General features: G+C 74.2%; 12 protein-coding genes. 9 read left to right on the top strand and 3 right to left on the bottom strand.

The window, feature by feature from the left end; translation table 11 throughout:
- From OZ948_08955 to OZ948_08920, 8 genes are all read left to right on the top strand, one after another.
- Positions 1 to 804: a TatD family hydrolase gene (locus OZ948_08955; GenBank protein ID MEB2344857.1), complete on the top strand. Its 804-nt coding sequence runs from the start codon at positions 1 to 3 to the stop codon at positions 802 to 804.
- Positions 801 to 1595, top strand: a complete 795-nt coding sequence (locus OZ948_08950; GenBank protein MEB2344856.1) for an inositol monophosphatase family protein — start codon at positions 801 to 803, stop codon at positions 1593 to 1595. Before OZ948_08955 ends, OZ948_08950 begins: the two co-directional genes overlap by 4 nt.
- Before the next feature lie 759 nt (positions 1596 to 2354).
- Positions 2355 to 4499, top strand: a complete 2145-nt coding sequence (locus OZ948_08945; protein ID MEB2344855.1) for a glycoside hydrolase family 3 C-terminal domain-containing protein — start codon at positions 2355 to 2357, stop codon at positions 4497 to 4499.
- Between the two features lie 211 nt (positions 4500 to 4710).
- Positions 4711 to 6558 carry a hypothetical protein gene (locus tag OZ948_08940; protein MEB2344854.1) on the top strand — a complete coding sequence of 616 codons (1848 nt, stop codon included), beginning with the start codon at positions 4711 to 4713 and terminating at the stop codon, positions 6556 to 6558.
- Positions 6555 to 8507 carry a hypothetical protein gene (locus OZ948_08935; protein ID MEB2344853.1) on the top strand — a complete coding sequence of 651 codons (1953 nt, stop codon included), beginning with the start codon at positions 6555 to 6557 and terminating at the stop codon, positions 8505 to 8507. The genes OZ948_08940 and OZ948_08935 overlap by 4 nt, the downstream gene beginning before the upstream one ends.
- 10 nt (positions 8508 to 8517) lie before the next feature.
- Entirely contained in the window at positions 8518 to 9249 is a 732-nt protein-coding gene (locus OZ948_08930) for a class I SAM-dependent methyltransferase (GenBank protein MEB2344852.1), read from the top strand.
- Positions 9228 to 9926: a glycosyltransferase family 2 protein gene (locus OZ948_08925; GenBank protein MEB2344851.1), complete on the top strand. Its 699-nt coding sequence runs from the start codon at positions 9228 to 9230 to the stop codon at positions 9924 to 9926. Before OZ948_08930 ends, OZ948_08925 begins: the two co-directional genes overlap by 22 nt.
- Before the next feature lie 10 nt (positions 9927 to 9936).
- The gene (locus OZ948_08920) at positions 9937 to 10380 is read left to right on the top strand and encodes a DUF2304 domain-containing protein (protein ID MEB2344850.1); all 444 of its coding nucleotides are present in this window, start codon (positions 9937 to 9939) and stop codon (positions 10378 to 10380) included.
- A gap of 127 nt (positions 10381 to 10507) precedes the next feature.
- Here OZ948_08920 and metA read toward each other — a convergent pair whose 3' ends face one another.
- Positions 10508 to 11410, bottom strand: a complete 903-nt coding sequence (gene metA / locus OZ948_08915) for a homoserine O-succinyltransferase (GenBank protein ID MEB2344849.1) — start codon at positions 11408 to 11410, stop codon at positions 10508 to 10510.
- Entirely contained in the window at positions 11401 to 12726 is a 1326-nt protein-coding gene (locus OZ948_08910) for an O-acetylhomoserine aminocarboxypropyltransferase/cysteine synthase (GenBank protein MEB2344848.1), read from the bottom strand. Before OZ948_08910 ends, metA begins: the two co-directional genes overlap by 10 nt.
- Positions 12727 to 12797: 71 nt before the next feature.
- Between OZ948_08910 and OZ948_08905 the strand changes: the two genes are divergently transcribed.
- Positions 12798 to 13769 (top strand): nitronate monooxygenase, encoded by a 972-nt coding sequence (locus OZ948_08905; protein ID MEB2344847.1) that lies wholly within the window; start codon positions 12798 to 12800, stop codon positions 13767 to 13769.
- A 17-nt stretch (positions 13770 to 13786) separates the two neighbouring features.
- Here the strand turns inward: OZ948_08905 and OZ948_08900 are convergent, their stop codons facing one another.
- Entirely contained in the window at positions 13787 to 15343 is a 1557-nt protein-coding gene (locus tag OZ948_08900; GenBank protein MEB2344846.1) for a DUF4340 domain-containing protein, read from the bottom strand.
- Position 15344: the final 1 nt, after the last annotated feature.

Here is a 15344-nt window from a genome sequence, read left to right as displayed (position 1 = left end):
GTGTGGATCGACAGCCACGCGCACCTGACGGCCCCCGAGTTCGGGGCCGACCGCACGGCGGTGCTCGAGCGGGCCCGCGACGCCGGTGTGTCGGGCTTCCTGGCCATCGGCGCGGGCTGGGGGATCGACGCCAACGAAGCCGCGGTCGCCCTTGCGGCGAGCGAGCCCGACGTGTGGGCCGCCGTCGGCGTCCACCCGCACGACGCCCAGGCCCTCGACGACGAAGGCCGCGCGCGCATCGCCGCCTGGCTCGAGCGCCCGCGCGTGGTGGCGGTGGGCGAGTGCGGCCTCGACCACCACTACGACCACTCGCCCCGCCCCGTGCAGCGCGCGGTCTTCGCCGAGCACGTGGCCTGGGCGCGCGCGCGCGACCTGCCCGTCTCGATCCACGTCCGCGGCGACGATCCCGCCGCCTGGGAGGAGCTGCTCGACGTCTGGCGCGCCGAGGGCCGCGGCGAGGTGGCCGGCGTGCTCCACTGCTACACGGGCTCGCTCGCCTTCGCGCGCCGCGCGCTCGACGCACGGCTCGAGATCTCGTTCTCGGGCATCGTCACCTTCCGCAACGCCGACGACCTGCGGGCGGTGGCCGCGGCGCTGCCGCTCGATCGGATCCTGGTCGAGACCGACTGTCCCCTGCTCGCACCGGTCCCGCACCGGGGACGGCGCAACGAGCCGGCCCACGTCGCGCACGTGGGGGCCGCGATCGCCCGGGCGCGCGGGATCCCGGTCGAGGAGGTGGCGCGCGCCAGCAGCGCCAACGCGCGCCGGCTGTTCCGGCTGCCCGCGCCGCCGGGGCCCGCGTGAGCGCGATCGACGCCGAGACGGGCGCGGTCCACGCGCTCGCCGTCCGGCTCGCGCGCGAGGCCGGCGCGATCCAGCGTGCCCGCTACGAGACCGTGCTCGAGGTGGCGAGCAAGAGCCGCCCGATCGACCTCGTCACCGAGGTGGACCGCGCCTGCGAGGCGCTGATCGTCGGCGCGCTGCGCCGCGAGCGCCCGGGTGACGACATCCTCGCCGAGGAGGGCGGTGCCCACGCCGACACCGGCGCGCGCTGGCGCTGGGTCGTCGACCCCCTCGACGGCACGGTGAACTTCGCGCACGGCTATCCCTGCTTCTGCGTCTCGATCGGGGTCGAGCACGACGGCCGGCGCCACGTGGGCGTCGTCTACGACGCGCTGCGCGACGAGCTCTTCGAGGCCGTGCGCGGCGGCGGCGCGCGCCGCAACGGCCAGCCGATCGAGGTCTCGAAGGCCACCGGTGTCGGCCGGGCCCTGCTCGCGACGGGCTTCGCCTACGACGTCCACGACTCCGCCGACGACAACCTCGACCGGGTCGTGCGTGCCGTGAAGCGCGCCGGCGGCGTGCGCCGCGACGGCAGCGCCGCCCTCGACCTCTGCTACGTCGCCTGCGGCCGCTTCGACGGCTACTGGGAGCTGAAGCTCCATCCCTGGGACGTCGCGGCTGGCCTCCTGATCGTCGAGGAGGCCGGCGGCCGGGTGAGCGATCTGGCGGGGGGCGCGGCCCCCGCGAGCGGACGCGAGATCCTCGCGAGCAACGCGCTCCTCCACGACGAGCTCGTGGCGCTGCTGCGCTGAGCCGTCGCGAGCCCCGCGGAGCAGGGCGCAGCGCCGGGATCCGTCTGCCAGGCGGCGCGCCGATGCCTCGCGCTCACCGGGAGTGGCAGCGGGTTCGGCGGCGCCGCGCCCCGATCGCGGCGAGCGCTGCCAGCGCGGCGGTGCCGCGCCGCTGCGCCCACGAGCGCCACCACCAAGCCACCGATGACCGCGATCACCGCCTCGGCCGTGGCGGCGAAGGCGCCGATCCGGCTCGACTGCAAGCGGATCGGCGAGCCCTGACGGCCACGGGCCGCGGACCGCGCCCGGTCTGCCTCTCGATCGCCTGGCTCGAGTCCGGCCGCCGGCGCCCGGGCGCTACCTTCGGTCGCGAGGCATCCGAAGACCTGTTCCGGCTCGAAGCGGGCCATCGGGATCCGCGGGAGGGACCGCGTGGCGAGGAGTCGGACGGCCATCGTGGCCATCGCGGCGGTGCTGCTGGCGCCGGGAGCCGGCGCCGAGCCGCTCCCGTGGATGGATCCCGCGCTCGCGCCCGAGACGCGGGCCGCGCTGCTGGTCGGCGCCATGACGCTCGAGGAGAAGCAGCAGCAGCTCGCCGGCAGCGCCCCCGAGCTCGTCCCCGAGCTTCCCGATTGCATGGGCGCGCGGCACGTGCGCGGGATCGCGTCGCTGGCCATCCCGACCCTGCGCATCACCAACGGGCCCGTCGGCATCGGCCAGAACGACTGCGTCGACCCGTCGGTCACGGGCATCGGGGCCTTCAGCGATCCCTCGTCGGCGATGGCGACCGCGCTGCCGTCGGCCCCGGCGGTCGCGGCGTCGTTCGATCCCGCCGTCGCCGGCCTCTTCGGCGACGTGGTCGCCAGCGAAGCCAACGACCTCGCGCTCCACGTCCTCGAAGCGCCGGGCATGAACCTCGCGCGCACCCCCGTCCTGGGGCGCAACTTCGAGTACTTCGGCGAGGATCCCTTCCTGGCGGGCACGATGGCGGTCGCGGAGATCGAGGCGGTCCAGGCCCACGGCGTCATCGCGATGGCCAAGCACTTCGCGGGCAACGAGCAGGAGACGAACCGGATGTTCGAGCTCCAGACCACCGTCGGCGCGCGGGTCCTGCACGAGCTCTACCTGTTGCCGTTCGAGATGTCGGTCCGGGATGGCGACGTCGCCGCGGTGATGTGCGCCTACAACTTCGTGAACGGGTTCCAGGCCTGTGAGAACCGGGAGCTGCTGACCGATGTCCTGCGCGACCGGTGGGGCTTCGCCGGCTACGTGCAATCGGATTTCTTTGCCGTCCGCAGCACGGCACCCGCGATGCTCGCCGGGCTCGACCACCACATGCCCGTTCCGACGCCGCTCCTGGTGGTGCCGGCGCCGTGGACGGCGGACGAGCTGGACGTGGCGCTGGCAGCGGGAGAGCTCCAGGTCGCCGACCTCGACCGGGCGCTCCTGCGTCGTTACACGAAGATGTTCGAGCTGGGCATCTTCGAACGCCAGCCGCTCGTGCAGGCGCCGATCGACTACGCCGCGGGCGGGGTCGCTGCGCGGACGATCGGGGGACACGGTGGAGTCCTGCTCCAGGACCCCAACGGGGTGCTGCCCTTCGACGCCAGCACGCTCGAGAGCGTCGTCCTGATCGGCAAGGCGACGCAGGTCTACGCCCAACAGGCGGTGGCCGGCGGATCCCGGGTCGGCGAGCCGATGGGCGCCGGAGGCGGCAGCTCGGACGTGGTGCCCGCCTACACGGTGTCCCCGATCGACGGGCTGGAGGACGTGCTCGCGGCGCTGGGCAACGCGTCGGCGACGGTCACGCTGATCACCGTCGAGGACGACAACAGCGACCTGGAGGCGGCGAAGGCGGCTGCCGCCGCGGCGGATGCGGTGATCCTCATGGCGGGCACGATTGCCGAGGAAGGCGCGGACCGCGTGACGTTCAGCGACGGGAGCGGCAACGCGGTGGTGGAGATGGGTGATCACCTCGATTGGTACGTGGCCAGGCCGAACCAGATCTCGACGCTGGCATCCAACCCACCGGCCGACAGCCAGACGGTGGCGATGATCGAGGGCATCCTCGCCGCGACCTCGACGACGGCGAAGCCCATGGCCGCGAAGACCGCGCTGGTGCTCAAGGACAACGGCGGCGTCGCGATCGATCCCGCCCTGCTGGGTCCAGCCGGGCCAGCCATCCTGGAGGTCTGGTTCCCCGGACAGGAGGACGGCCACATCGTGGCCGACCTGCTGTTCGGTGTGGTCGATCCGTCGGGCAGGCTGCCGGTCACCTTCCCGGTGGCCGGTCAGGGATTCCTCGACTGGGCCAGGAGCGACGCGTCGGTGTTTCCAGGGGTGAGGAACGCCTCCAACCAGCCCGAGGTCACGTACCGCGAAGGCCTGGAGGTCGGCTATCGCTGGTACGACGCCAACGGGATCGCTCCCGCCTTTCCGTTCGGCCACGGCCTGTCCTTCACGACGTTCGAGATCTCGGGCCTGGAGGTGACGCCGGAGGTCTCGGACGGCACGCCTCCGATCACGGTGGAGTTCCTCGTCGAGAACACCGGCAGCCGGCGGGGCGCCGAGGTGCCGCAGGTGTACCTCGGCCTGCCGGAAGGACTGGGCGAGCCGCCGAAGCGTCTGGTCGGCTTCGAGAAGGTGTGGCTGGACCCAGGACAGGTGGAGAGCGTGCAGATCGTGATCGACCCGGCAGCGGCGAACCATCCCCTGGGAATCTGGGACGACGCGACGCAGGCGTGGAAGGTCGCCCCCGGCCAGTACCAGGTCTACGTGGGACGTTCAGCCGGCGACATCGTCCTCGGCGATTCGATCACCGTGCCGGAGCCGGTGGGGTGGGCTCGATCCTGCGCCGCCCTCGTGGCCCTCCTCGGCAGCCGGCGTCTCCGCCGGTCACCGCGACCTCGCCCGATCACGCCGTGAGCCTCGCTCGTCTCGCGATCGGTGATCGGGGTGTGCACCCGACCGCGGGCGCACCGGCGCGCCCTCCCGGCCTTCGGCGCGGGCGCGGTGCGACCCTCGGCGCTACGGACCGGGGCGTCCCGAAGCGCGAGCCGCCCCGGCCACCTGGGGTGGAGACGCCCCCCTCCCCACCTGCGACACGGTCTGCCGGGCGTGTACCCTCGGCGGCCCCATGGACGACGCCGCCTCGGACTCCGCGCCCGACCCTGCGGGGCCCGATCGAGCCCCGGCCGGCGGCGGTGCGCGGCGCTGGCAGGCGGCCTCCCTCGTCGTGGTCGCCGCCGCCGCGGCGGCCCGGGTCCACAATGCCTTCGCCTTCCCCCCGCTCCACGACTTCGACGGCGCCGGCCACGCGCTCAACGTCTTCCGCCTGTACCAGGGCCGGCTTCCGGATCCCGCCACCTGGTCGGGCTTCCACCCCCCGCTCTTCCATGCCGCGGGCGCGGCGCTCTGGTCCCTCCTGCCGGCAGCGGTGCCGGTCCACGCGGGGCTCCGCCTGCTGTCGGCGGCGGCGGGCTTCGCGGCGCTCGTGGTCGCCTCTCGCGCCCTGGCCCGCTTCGTGCCGCGCGCCGACGCGGCGGTCGCCATCGCGCTCGTCGCGGGCTCCGCCGTCTTCGCGCTCCCGACGAGCATGCTCGGCAACGAGACCACCTGCGTGCTCTTCACGACCCTCGCCCTCGCCGCGCTCGCCCGGACGCCTGCCAGCGAGGACCCTCGCGCGTCCCGACACGCGATGGGGACGGTCGGGCTCGCCGCCCTGGCAGCGCTCGCCAAGAGCACCGGCCTCGTCGCCGTCGGTGTGAGCTGGCTCTGGCTGGCCTGGCGGGGGCGCCGCTCCCCCGCGCGGGCGCTGCGCCCGCTCGCCCTCTCGGCGCTGGTCGCGGTGCTGCTGCTCGGGGCCCATTACGGCCGCCTCCTGGCGCACGGCGGCTCGCTCCTCGCCCCCCTGAGCGGGTACGCGCACTCCGAGGCGATGCGGGCGGCGATGTCGGGGCAGCCACCCGGCTTCCGCTCGCTCGCCCACTACCTCCGGGTCCCGCGCTCGGCCCTCGTCGCCCCGTTCCACGATGCGCCGGGCATGGTGACCTCCGTGCCGGGGCTCCTCTACGCCAGCACCTGGGCCGACGGCCATGGCCGGCTGCTGCCGGCGAAGGATCCCCGGGTGGCGCGCGTGGCGGCGCTGCTCGCGATCGGGGGCCTGCTGCCGACCGCCATCGGGTGCCTCGGCGCCCGCGCTGCATGGCGCCGGCGCCACCGGCTCGGCCCGACCGCGCCGTGGTTCCTGTTCGCGGCGCTGCTGCTCGCCGGCTTCGTCGTGCAGAGCTGGCTGCTGCCCTACTACTCGGCGGTGAAGGCGAGCTACCTGCTGCCGGCGCTCCTGCCCTTCGCGCTCCTGCTCGCGCTCGGGACCGCCTCGCTGCCCGGCGGCGCGCGCGCCGCCGCACGCGCGGCCCTGCTCGCCTACGCGCTCGCCGCGGGATGGGCCACGCGTTGGGGCTGGTGGGAGGCGCCGCGCCCGGAAGCTCCCGCCGCCGCGCTCCCGGCCGCCCCGGAAGGGAGCCCGCAGGCGACCGTCTACGCCTACCTCCGGGCGCTCGGCCGCGACCCGCTCCGCACGCTGCCGCTCCTCACCCCGGCCGCCCACGAGCAGCACGGCCTCGGGGTGGGCACCGCGGCCACGGCGGGCGAGGCACGCGACGTCCGCCCGGAGGACCGCCTGCTCGGCTGGCTCGCCGTGCAGACGGGCGGGCCGGTCCTCCGACTCGCGGGCCGGCTCGGCGCCGGGGCGGCCTCGGTGGAGGTGGACGCGGACCGGGCGGAGGTCTCGCTCCCGCTCACCGCGCCGGAGGGCGCGCCCTTCGAGCAGCGCTTCTTCCTGGTCCGCAGCGCGCCGGGCTCCCCCTGGCGGATCGATCGGATCGAGCAGGCCGGCGTCGGCACGGGCAACGCGGTCGCGGCCTTCGCCGCCTGGCCGACCGCCGGCGGCAGCGCTCCGGCCCGGGCGCCCGGCACGCGATGAGGCGCTCGCCCTGGGCCGTGCCGGCCGGCGTGCTGCTCGTCTTCGCGCTGCTGGTCGGCCTGCGCGTGCATGGCTTCTCGCTCGCGATGTGGCACCAGGTGATCGACGGCAGCGAGCCGGGCGAGGTGCTGCTCGGGGCGCCCCGGTCGATCCGCTCGGACGACTGGAAGGTGCACCTGCCGCTCGCGCTCGCTCAGCGCGCGCACGATCCGCCGTTCCCGCTCGTGAACGAGTCGATCGCCCTCGGCCAGAGCGCCCTCGTGCCCTTCGAGCTGCCCGTGGCGCACCCGCTCGTCGCCTTCCGGCCGACCGTCTGGGGCTTCTTCCTGGGCGGCGACGTCGGGGTGGCATGGCTCTGGTGGTCGCGCGTTCTCGGGCTGTTCGCGGTGTGGTACGGCGTACTCTTCGTGGTGTCGGCCGGGCGCGCCGACCTGGCCGGGATCGGCGCACTCGCCGTCACCGCAGCGCCCTTCTTCCAGCTCTGGTCGTACTTCCAGTCCGCGACGATCGCGGCCGCCGGCGGCGGCGTGTTCCTGGCGGCCGCCTCGCTGCTGCGCGCGCAAAGCCGGGCCGGAATCGTCGCGAGCGGCGCCGGCCTCGGCTTCGCAGGAGCCTGCTTCGCCCTGGCGACCTATCCCCCGTACCAGGTGACCCTCGCCTGGCTGGTCGTGGCGCTGCTCGTGGGGCGCGCCCTCGAGCTGCGTGGCGAGGCTCCGTGGCGACGCCACCCGGGGCTGCGCCTGTTGGCGGCGATCGCGGCGGCCCTGGTCGTGCTCGCGGCGGTGGCGGGCCTCTACCTCGCGGCGCGCGAGTCGATCGAGACCATGCGGCAGACCGCCTATCCCGGCGCCCGGGTCTCGACCGGAGGGGGACGGACGCTCGCGCAGCTCACGACCGCGAATCTCGCCGCCGCCTGGTGGGCGGAGGGCTGGGGGCCGCTGCACAACATCTGCGAGGCTGCTTCGTTCTGGCTCCTGGCACCCGTCCCCGCCGTGCTCTGGCTGGTCCGCTGGGCACGCGGCGAGCGGGTCGACCCGGTCGCCGCGGCGCTGCTCGTCTACCTCTGGCTGCTCGGCGCCTTCACGGTGATCGGCGCGCCGGCCCTCGTGGCGCGGGCCACGGGGCTCTCGCTGGTGCCCGGCCCGCGCGCCGTGATCGGCATCGGGCTCGCCGATACGCTGCTGGTCGTCCGCTGGCTCGCGCGCGCGGAGCCGCTGCGAGCGGAGGAGCGGAGGCTGGGGCTCGGGGTCGGGCTCGCCGCGGGCTGGAGCGCCTTGCTCGGCGCGGCGGCGCTCGAGCTGGCTCGCGATCTCCCGGGCGCCCCGCCCCTCTTGCTGGGGGCCCTCGTCGTGGCGAACGGCGGGCTCGCGTGGCTCGTGCTGGTGGCGCGCCGGCCCCGCTGGCCGCTGGCGATCCTGGCCGCGGCTTCGCTCGCCGGCGCGATCTGGTTCCACCCCCTCACCGTCGGCGGCACGCGCTGGCTGGTCGAGAACGAGGTCTCGCAGCGCATCCTCGCGATCGACCGCGCCGAGGGTGGCCGCAGCGTCTGGGCCTCCTTCGGGCCCGACGAGATCGGGAACCTGTTCCGGATCCTGGGCGTCCGGTCGATCAGCGGCGTGCACCCCGTGCCCCAGCTCGAGCTCTGGCGCCGGATCGACCCCTCCGCCGCCGCGCAGGAGATCTACAACCGCTACGCCCACGTGAACCTGGTGGCGAGGCGGGTCGCGGGCCCGCCCTTCCGCCTCGTCTCCCGGGACGTCCTCGCGCTGCGGCTCGACCCGGGCGGGCCCGGACTCCGGGCGCTCGGGGTGACACACGTCCTGGTGCAGGGCGGCGAGGCAAGCCGGCGGCGTTTCGAAGAGATGTCCGGCTTCGAGCCGCTCGGCTCCGTCGGGAACGTGCACCTGTTCCGGGTCCGCGCGAGCGGCCCGGCGCGGAATCCGGGCTAGCATCGCCGCCATGCCCGTCGATGCCAGCACGCTCGAGCGCCTGGTGCCCTCGGAGCTCGACGGCCGGGACGTCACGGGCCGGCAGACGCTCGAGCTGCACCTGGAGCGCTACCGCTTCGCGGCGCGCTGCGCCCGCCCCGGACGTCTCCTCGACCTCGCCTGCGGGGTCGGCTACGGCACGCGCCTCGTGGCCGACGACGCGGCCGGCGTCGAGAGCGCCCTCGGCGTCGACCTCTCGCCCGAGGCCGTCGCCTACGCCCGCGACCACTACGGGCGCGAGGGCGTCGAGTACCGCGCCTGCGACGGGCTCACCTTCCGGGACGCGGCCGGCTTCGACACGATCGTCTCGCTCGAGACGATCGAGCACGTGCCCGAGCCCGGGCGCCTCGTGGCGCACCTCGCGAGCCTGCTCCGGCCGGGCGGCGTCCTCGTGGCGTCGGCGCCGACGACGCCGTCGGCGGACGTGAACCTGCACCACCTGCACGACTTCACCGCCGCCTCGTTCCGCCGCCTGTTCGCGGGCCTCGGCCTGCGCGAGGTCGCCTCGCTCCCCCAGGTCCAGCCCTACCGGCTCTTCGCCGCGCTCGGCCGCACGGAGCAGCGCATGGCGGACCTGCGGCCGGACCTGCTCCGCTACTACCTGCACCACCCGCGGGCGGCGTTGCGCAGGGCCGCCGCCACGCTGCGCTTCGGCTTCACGAACCGCTACCTGACGGTGGCGTGGCGTTCCGCCGGCCCGTGATCGTCGGCCTGCCCGCCTACAACGAGGCCGCCCGGCTGCCCGGCGTACTCCGCTCCGTCGTCGCGGCGATGCCCTCGGCGGAGATCGTCGTCGTCGACGACGGCTCGCGGGACGGCACCGGGGACGTCGCTGCGCACCACGGCGCCACGGTGCTCCGCCATCCCTTCAACCTCGGCTACGGCGCCGCCCTGCAGACGCTCTACAAGTACGCGCGCCGGCGGGGCGCCGACCTCGTCGTCCAGCTCGACGCCGACGGCCAGCACGACCCCGCGGAGATCCCGCGCCTCGCTGCCCTGGTCACGGGCGGCGCGTGCGACCTCGCGATCGGCTCGCGCTTCGTCGCGCCGTCCGACTACCGGATGGGGCCGCTGCGCAGCTTCGGGCGCCGGCTCCTCTCGGCGCTCGCTCGCTTCGCCGGGGTCGAGGTGAGCGATCCCACCTCGGGCTTCCAGGCGCTGAACGGCCGGGTGATCGCGCTCTACTGCGAGCCCTTCTTCCCGCCCGACTACCCGGACGTCGACGTGCTCGTGGCAGCGGTCCGCCGCGGCATCCGGATCCACGAGGTGCCGGTGAAGATGTACGAGAGCCCGCGCAGCTCGACGCTGCACGGCGGAACGCGCGACTTCTACTACGCCTACAAGATGCTGCTCTCGCTCTGGACGGAGTCGCGTCGATGAGGGGATCGCGATGACCGAGGCCGAACGCCTGGCCGACCTGCGGGAGCTCTTCCTCCACGCTCCCGAGTCGGGCGCCGCCCAGGCGGTGGCGCTCGTCTTCGGGCTTTCGCTCGCCGCCGGCGTGCTGTGGCTCGTCCGCCGGCGCACCCTGCGTGCGGAGTACACGCCGATCTGGATGGCGGTGGCGCTCGCGACGCTGGTCGTCGGCGTGGACCTCGACGTGCTGCGCTGGCTCTCGCGCCTGCTCGGCGCCTGGACCATCAGCGCCACGCTCTTCATGCTCGGACAGCTCTTCCTGGTCGCGATCTGCCTCAACTACGCCGTGCGCATCTCGCAGTCGGCCGTCCACATCCGCGATCTCGCCCAGGAGGTCGCGCTGCTGCGCCAGCGCCTCGAACGGCTCGAGCCCGCCCCCTCGCAGACGCGGCCGCCGGCCGCCGGCGAGGCGCGGTAGCCGGCTGGCGATCGGCGGGCGCCGGTGGCCCCGCGCGCGCCAGCGGGCGCTCGATCCTCGCGAGCAACGGCGTCCTGCACGCGGACCCTCACGCGGCGGCGCCGAGCCCCGGGCGGGAACCCGCTCGTCACAGGGGCGAGAAGCCCTGGTACACCTCGTAGTTGAGCCAGTTCGCGAAGAGCGCCCAGGCGTGCGAGCGCCAGCGGACCACCGGGGGCTGGGCCGGGTCGTCGTCCGGGTAGTAGTTGCACGGGACCGACGGCCGCAGGCCCTTCTCGAGATCGCGCCGGTACTCGCGGGCCAGCGTATCGGGATCGTACTCGGCGTGATTGAAGGAGTAGAGCCTCCGGTGGTCCCGATCGTGCACGAGGTAGAGCCCCGTCCCCGGCGACTCGGCGAGGATCTCGAGCGCGCCGATCTTCGTGACGTCCTCCTTGCGCACCTCGGTGAAGCGGCTCACGGGCACGTAGAACTCGTCGTCGATGCCACGGACGACCGGCGCGTACGGGGTGACGAGCCGGTGCTTGTAGACCCCGGAGTGCTTCGCGACGAGGGGATACTTCGGGATCCCGTGGAAGTGATGGAGCGCCGCTTGCGCGCCCCAGCAGATGAAGAGCGAGGCGTGCACCTGCGAGCCGCTCCATTCGAAGAGCGAGACGAGCTCGGGCCAGTAGTCGACCTCCTCGAAGGGCAGGCGCTCCACGGGCGCCCCCGTGACGATCAGCCCGTCGAAGCGCCGATCCCGCACGCGATCGAAGGTCTGGTAGAACTGGAGCAGGTGCTCCTCGGAGGTGTTCACGGCCCGATGGGAGTCCATCGTGACGAGCGTGAGCTCGACCTGGAGCGGCGAGTTGGCGAGGAGCCTCGCGATCTGCGTCTCGGTTTCGACCTTCGTCGGCATCAGGTTCACGAGCGCCACCTGGAGCGCCCGGATGTCCTGGCGGACCGCCTCGCTCCGCGGGATGACGAAGATCCCCTCCGCGTCGAGGATCTTCGTCGCGGGCAGGTCGTTCTGGATGATCAGCGGCATCCGGACTGGCTGGCGGCGAGCGCCTGGTCGAGATCTGCGAGGATGTCCTCCACGTCCTCGAGGCCGACGGACAGGCGCACGAGGTCGGGCGTGATGCCCGCCGCGCGCTGCTCCTCCTCGGAGAGCTGCTGGTGCGTCGTCGAGGCGGGGTGGATCACGAGCGTCTTGGCGTCGAGGACGTTCGCGAGGTGATAGGCCAGCTTCACGGCCCCGATGAACCGCCTGCCGGCCTCGGCCCCGCCCTGGATCCCGAAGCCGAAGACCGCTCCCGGCCCGAGCGGCATGTACTTCTTGCAGCGGGCGTGATCCGGGTGCGAGGGAAGCGCCGCGAAGTGCACCCACTCGACCAGCGGATGCTGTTCGAGGTGCCGCGCGACCACCTGGGCGCTCTCGGCGTGGCGGCGCGCCCGGAGCGGGAGCGTCTCGATGCCGAGCAGGATCTGCTGCGCGTTGAAGGGCGAGAGGCAGGCGCCGGTGTTCCGCAGCAGGCCGGTCCGGATCTTCAGGGCGAAGGCCAGCCCCGGCGCCACGGCCTTCGGGTGATTGCCGAAGGCCTCCCAGAAGTTCACGCCGTGGTAGCTCGGGTCGGGCTCGCAGATCTCCGGAAACCGTCCGCTACGCTTCCAGTCGAAGTCGCCCTTCTCGATGACGATCCCGCCGATCGAGGTGCCATGCCCCCCGATCATCTTCGTGAGCGCGTACACGGCGATGTCCGCCCCGTGGGCGAAGGGATCGAAGAGCGGCGGCGGCGTGAAGGTGTTGTCCACGACGAAGGGGATGCCGGCCTCGTGGGCGACCCGGGCCAGCGCCTCGAAGTCGTCGACGTTGCCGCGCGGGTTGCCGACCGACTCGGTGAAGACGAGCCGGGTCTCCGCGTCGATCGCGGCGCGCACGGCGTCGAGGTCCTGGGTGTCCACGACCCGCACCTCGATGCCGAAGCGAGGGAGCGTGTGCTGGAAGAGGGTGAGCGTGCCGCCGTAGAGGTTCGAGCCGGCGACGATGTTCTGGCCGGCCTTCGTGATCGTCGCGACGGCGTAGAAGATGGCCGCCATGCCGGAGGAGGTCGCCGTCGCGCCGGTGGCGCCGTGCATCGCCGCGAGGCGCTCTTCCAGGACCGCCGTCGTCGGGTTCGTGAGCCGGGTGTAGATGTTCCCGAAGCGCCGCAACGCGAAGAGGTCTGCCGCGTGCTCGGCGTCCTCGAAGACGAAGCTCGTCGTCTGGTGGATGGGCACCGCGAGGGAGCCGGTCGTCGGGTCCGGCGCCTGGCCGGCGTGGATCGCCAGCGTGTCGATGCGTCTCGTCTTCGCTTCCGCCATCGGCCTCTCTCGGCTCCGCGTCGAGCCCCCGGAGGTGGGGTCTCGGGTCGGGACGGGCGGGAATGTATCGAATGCTGAGGACGCGACTAACCGATCGCTTCGCGCTCGAGCATCCCGTGATCCTCGCGCCCATGGCGTTCGCAGCCGGCGGGGCGCTCGCGGGCGCGGTCTCGCGCGCGGGAGGGCTCGGGCTGATCGGCGGCGGCTACGGGGATCCCGACTGGCTCCGGTCGGAGCTCGAGCGCGCGGGCGACGCGCGCGTCGGATGCGGCTTCATCACCTGGTCCCTCGCCCAGGCGCCGGCGCTCCTCGACCTCGTGCTCGGCCACCGTCCGGCCGCGCTCCTGCTCTCCTTCGGCGACCCCCGGCCGTTCGCGAAGCGCATCCACGACGCGGGCGTGCCGCTCCTCTGCCAGGTCCAGGATCGGGAGATGGCGCGCGCGGCCCTCGCCGCGGGTGCGGCGGTCCTGGTGGCGCAGGGGACGGCGGCGGGCGGGCACGGTGCCACCCGGAGCACCATCACCCTCGTGCCGGAGATCGTCGATCTCTGCGCGAAGGAGCACCCCGACACCCTCGTCGTCGCGGCCGGCGGGATCGCCGACGGACGCGGCCTCGCCGCCGCGTTGATGCTCGGCGCCGACGGCGTGCTCATGGGCTCGCGGTTCTGGGCCACCCGCGAGGCGTCCGTGCCCACCGGGTTCCACGCGGCGGCGATCGCCGCCAGCGCCGACGACACCCTGCGAACCCGGGTCGTCGACATCGTCCGCGCGAAGGCCTGGCCGGCCCCCTTCACCGCGCGCGTGCTCCGCAACCGCTTCGTGGCCCGCTGGCACGGGCAGGAGGAGGAGCTGCGCGCGAAGGCCCACGAGGAGCTGCCGGGCTACACCCGGGCGTGGAACCAGGGAGACGCCGAGGGGACCGGGGTCTTCGTCGGCGAGGCGGCGAGCTTCATCGGGAGCGTGCCGCCGGCCGGGACGCTCCTCCGGTCGATCGTCGAAGACGCCTGCGGACACCTGGCGGCCGGCGCTGCCCGGGTCCGCTGAGACGCGGGTCGAGCCGTTCAGGGTCCGCCGGGCGGCGCCGCGCCCTCCGCCGGCGCCGGCGCCTCGGCCGGCGGCGCCGCTCCGGCCGCCGGCGCGTCGGCCGCCGGCACGCCGGGCAGTGACTCCGTCTCCTCGGCCGGCGCCTCCTTCGACACGAAGCGGTTTCGGAAGGCCTCGAGGCTCACCGGGACGTCCTCGGCCTTCGCGGCGTCGAGGCGGAAGATCGTCGGGCGGTCGGCGCGGCGGGCGATGATGCGGTCGCCGTCCTGGACGCCGAGCTGGAGGTCGGCGAGCAGCGCCGCCGCGCCTTCGTCCGCCCCCGCCGTGCCCTCCGGGACCTCGGGCTTGCCGTAGACGCGGATCGTCGCGTGCGGCGGCGAGAGGCCGAGCCCCGCGAGCTCCTGCGGGCCGACCTCGTCGGCCGCGATGCCGGCGGCGTCGAGGCGCGAGAGCTCGGCCACCATGCGCGCGGCGAGGCCCGCGGCCATCGGCTCGGGCGTCGTCTCCCAGCCCTCGTCGGTGCGGGTGCCGGTGATCGTCACCACCTCGCTCGCGCCCTGCCGGGCGGCGGCGAGATCGGGGAAGATCAGCTCGAAGCGCTCGGCGTCGCTCGCGACGAACTGCGAGAGCTGCTTGAAGCGGAACGCCTCGACCTTCTTCGGGAGCTTCTCGAAGCGGTCCACGGGGATCTTGTAGAGCGCGGGCTCGGCGGCCTTGCCGGCCCGCGCGTTCGGCTCGATCACGCTGCCGATCGCGAGCTCCCAGCGCGGAGCCGGCTTGCCCTCGGCCGCGGTCCCGATCAGCACGACGCGGTACTCCGGCGCATCGAGCCCCACCTCGGCGGGCGGCGGCGGCTCGTCGACGAAGCCCGCGGCGCGCAGGAAGGCGAGGTCCGAGAGCAGGGTCTCGATGGTGTCCTCGTCGGCCTCGCCGGCGAAGGGCTCGACGAGCTTCCAGCGCCCGTCCTGCTTCTCGACCACGGCGCGCCCGCCGGTCCAGTCCGCCTCGATGCGGGTCACGGCCTCGCGCTCGAAGCGCAACGGGCGCCGCTCGCGCAGGTCGTCGAGCGCCTTGTCGAAGGCCGTGGTCGCGAAGGCGGCGACGGTGTAGACGGGGGCGCCCTCGCCCGCGCCGGTGGCGGCGTAGTGGCTGGACCCGACGGGCGTCTTCTTGCCGAGGCGCAGCTCGTGCTCCTGCCCCTTCGCCGCGAAGCGCACGATCCGCACGCCCTCGCCGAGGCCGTAGACCGCGGGGGGCTCGGGATCCTCGATCACCGCCTCGCTGGTGAGCCTGGCGAGCGCGCCGGCGATCGCGTCGGCGGCCGTCGGGTCGGCCGGGAAGTCGACCGGCCCGGTCATGCGCCAGGCGCCCTCCTGGCGGGCGAGGCGCGCCTCGCGCCCGTCGCTGGTGGTCAGCGCCACCCACTCGACCTGGCCGGCCTCGAGCGCGCCGAACAGGCGCTTGGCCTGCTCCTCGGCCTCCTGCTGCTCGCTCTCCCGGCGGTTCGAGAGCCAGATCCCGGCGCCGAGCAGCACCGCGACCGCGAGCAGCACCAGTGTATTGCGCCAGGACACC

Source organism: Deltaproteobacteria bacterium, assembly GCA_035063765.1.
Taxonomy (GTDB): domain Bacteria; phylum Myxococcota_A; class UBA9160; order UBA9160; family PR03; genus CAADGG01.
This window is presented reverse-complemented; position numbering and strand designations above follow the sequence as displayed.